This is a genomic window from Thermogemmatispora sp., from assembly GCF_019683635.1.
Lineage (GTDB): Bacteria > Chloroflexota > Ktedonobacteria > Ktedonobacterales > Ktedonobacteraceae > Thermogemmatispora.
The window spans coordinates 1-2,897 of sequence record NZ_JADGIA010000337.1 but is presented as its reverse complement, the minus strand read 5'-3'; the positions used below and the strand labels follow the sequence as shown (position 1 = coordinate 2,897).

2 protein-coding genes and 1 pseudogene are annotated in these 2,897 nt (G+C 59.6%); 1 reads left to right on the top strand and 2 read right to left on the bottom strand.

Annotation, left to right across the window (positions count from 1 at the left end; all coding sequences use genetic code 11):
* The coding region (locus IRZ31_RS21025) for a sigma-70 family RNA polymerase sigma factor (protein ID WP_297157638.1) at nucleotides 1-354 on the bottom strand (354 nt) is incomplete at its 3' end.
* 348 nt (nucleotides 355-702) lie between these two features.
* Between IRZ31_RS21025 and IRZ31_RS21020 the strand changes: the two genes are divergently transcribed.
* Nucleotides 703-1,116: a VOC family protein gene (locus tag IRZ31_RS21020; protein WP_297157636.1), complete on the top strand. Its 414-nt coding sequence runs from the start codon at nucleotides 703-705 to the stop codon at nucleotides 1,114-1,116.
* A gap of 337 nt (nucleotides 1,117-1,453) precedes the next feature.
* Here IRZ31_RS21020 and IRZ31_RS21015 read toward each other — a convergent pair.
* Nucleotides 1,454-2,897: pseudogene (locus IRZ31_RS21015) on the bottom strand (SAM-dependent DNA methyltransferase); the annotation flags it as partial.

The following is a 2,897-nucleotide window of genomic DNA, read 5'->3' as shown; positions in this document are numbered from 1 at the left end:
GGCGGGGAAGGCGGCCAGTGGTAGGGTCCTGGCCGGGCGTTGCTTGAGGGCGTCAAGACAGGCGTTGGTGGCGATTTTGTAGAGCCAGGCGCGCAGGGAGGCTGTGTCTTTGAGGCTCTGGAAGTGACGCCAGGCGCGCAGTAGTGTCTCTTGAACCTGGTCTTCGGCGTCATGAAGCGAGCCGAGCAGGCGGTAACAGTAGGCGAGCAGTTCCTGGCGATGGGCTTCGAGGAGGTGGCCGATATCAGGGGGCTGGCTGGCTTGAGCTGGGCCGGTCACGGGAGAGGCTGGGGCTTGTTCGATGCCGCTGGGGAAAGGCTGGGCCTGGGCTTGGGCCTGCTTGTGCCTGGTCATTGCTGCTCCTCTGAGGGTGAATATCGGGTATCCGTCTGGTCAGGGTGCTCGCTCAGGATGAGGGAGCAATTGCTTTTTCCATTGTAGCACATTCAGTCTGGCCGGCCTGTCCGATCGCTGCTTGCCTGATCTGATCAGCGGTGGTGACGAGGTTTTTTTGCGAGTGGGCGAGCGCACAGTTTTTGCTCTTGCTCCAGTCTTATTGGTAGGTGTTCAGGCTGTGCGCGGTTCCTGCCGCCGTGGCAGATGGCAGGAGGAAAGCGGAGTAGTCAGCGCCTGAAGCCAGGTGAGTCCACCGCTGGTCTGGAGTGCAACGAAGCGTGAGAAAAGAGAGAAAGAGAGAAGGAGATGGCACACAATCTTGATCTGAAGGGACCGGCCTTTGTCGGTCTGAAGGTCCGTGATGTGGAGGTATCGGCGCAATTTTACGAAAATGTTCTGGGATTGCGCCGTGATCCTGAGGTGTTTCCCCGAGGGATCGCTTTTCTGACCTACCCTGTTCCCTTTGGCCTGATTCAGGCGCCGCCCGATACGAACTGGGAGGCTCTGCCCGCTCCGATCGAGACGCCGGCGATCTGGTTCAAGGCGGCTGATAGTCAGGCGGTTCACGATGCGCTGGTGGCTGCGGAGGTGCCTATTCTGCGGCCTCTTACGACTGGGCGCTTCGGTCGGCAGTTTACGTTTCTGGACCCCGACGGCTATGCGATCACGATCTATGATCGCGATGCACCCGCCACTGGCTGGCAGCGCGTTGGTCGTTAGCCGAAGGACGAGGGAGGGAGGCAGCTTCTTGCTGCTCTCTCTGCCTGCTCTCGTCGGGGGAGACGAAGGAAGATGGTTGATGGCAGGACGCTATCCTCTCTTCTGTACCCGATGCCTGCGGCCCTGAGCAAGCAGACTGCGATGGCGGGGTGATCACCCGGTTTCCTTCTATGAGGTCGGTGAGGGCCAGGAGCGAGGCGAGGGCTTCGTCCGAGCGCCGCCTGCCGGGGGCGGCCATGCAGGTGCCGTCGATCTGGCCAGCGCTCCCCTCAACGTCCTGGGCATTGAGGAGCGTCTTGGGGGAGATGATGCGCTGGCCAGGTCAGGGCTGGCCGGGTTAGCTGGAGCGCGGTGGATGGGCGACGGCGGGGTCGGCGGGCGGCGGTGTGAGGCGCGTGTGATAGGGCTGGCCTGTTTCGCTGGCGCGCTGCAGCTCATCGTAGATCTCCAGAATGACGCGCCTGGTGCGATATTCGTTGTAGCGCTTGATGTCTTCCTCCTTGACGATGGGGAAGGTCTCCATGATGTAGTCGACGTCGTCGCGGGCGATGCCGTAGAGGTGGAAATAGGCGGCGTCCAGCTCGCAGCGCAGCAGGAAACGTCGCTCTTCGTCCCAGCGGAAGGGCGGCCCGTCGTAGCCGCAGTCGCGAGCGAAGGCGGCCAGGTCCCAGGCGGTGTAGCTGAGTTCGAGGGCGCGCGGTCTGACCCAGTCGCCGAGCGTGAGGTTGTTGTCCCAGGCACATGGCTGCTGGTAGCGCTCGGGCGGGAGAACGGGAAGCTGCTTGACTAGATAGAAGTCTAGATGAATACCTCCGCATTTTTGGCGTGCCGTGAAATCCAGAACATAGACACAGAGATTAGCCAGCAAAGCTGGTGCTAGAGATACTAGTCCCTCGGAGAATAGTAAGATAGGAGAGGTATCACCTGCGGCAGCTTGGGGGATCACCGCAGCAAAGAAGGTTCTCATATCTGAGCTACGCGCTATTCTCCGATAAAGAAGTATCCATTGCTTGTTCCAATCATTGAGGCGTTTTTTAACTCCAAAGTGAGGTACCCAATAACGCAATCGAGATGAATAGAGAGGATTCGCGTGCTCTTCTGAAGTCGTTTCTCTGAAATCTTTATCATCACCTGCAGATTCATCATCTATAGTAGCAAAGCGATGATCAAAGTGAGCGATCATCTTGCCTTCGTACAGCGGCAGATAGGTCTCTGCGCCCCGCCGGAATATATTCCCCTCTAGCTGCCAGCCGTCGCGCTCCAGCTGCTCGCGCGTGCGGAAGAGATGGGAATGGCTGGTCATGTTGAACACGCCTTGCCGCAATCGTATTTGCCACGGATTGCCCTCAGCTGAGCCTTCCCTGACGAGCACCGGTACGCGCTGATAGATGGCCTTCGTCAGCTGCATATCGCGGCGCGAGCGGAAAACCGGGCAGGTGCGCGTATTGGGGTTGATCAGGGCGATGTCCTCAGCCGCAAGGGTAAAGCGGCGCTCTGGCTCCTGCAGCTCCTCCACCCGGTGCAGGAAAAAGGCGAAGGTCGCCCCCTGCTGCACCGGCTCCGCCGCGCCCACCAGCGTCAGCAGACAGAATTTATAGCTTCGATGAACCCCGGGGAAAATGCCAGCAGCATTCTCAAAATCGTAGAGGCTGAGCAGCGAGCGCGAAGCCATGATGTCCTGAAAAAATGCCTTTGTCTTATCATCCGTTGCAATGCCAGTGGGCACAATGCAGCCCAGGCGACCGCGCGGGGCGAGCAGCAGGCGCATGGTTTCGGCAAAA

Excerpts from the sequence above, each read along its gene's own strand:
- IRZ31_RS21020 (WP_297157636.1), top strand. The coding sequence starts at position 703 with ATGGCACACAATCTTGATCTGAAGGGACCGGCCTTTGTCGGTCTGAAG.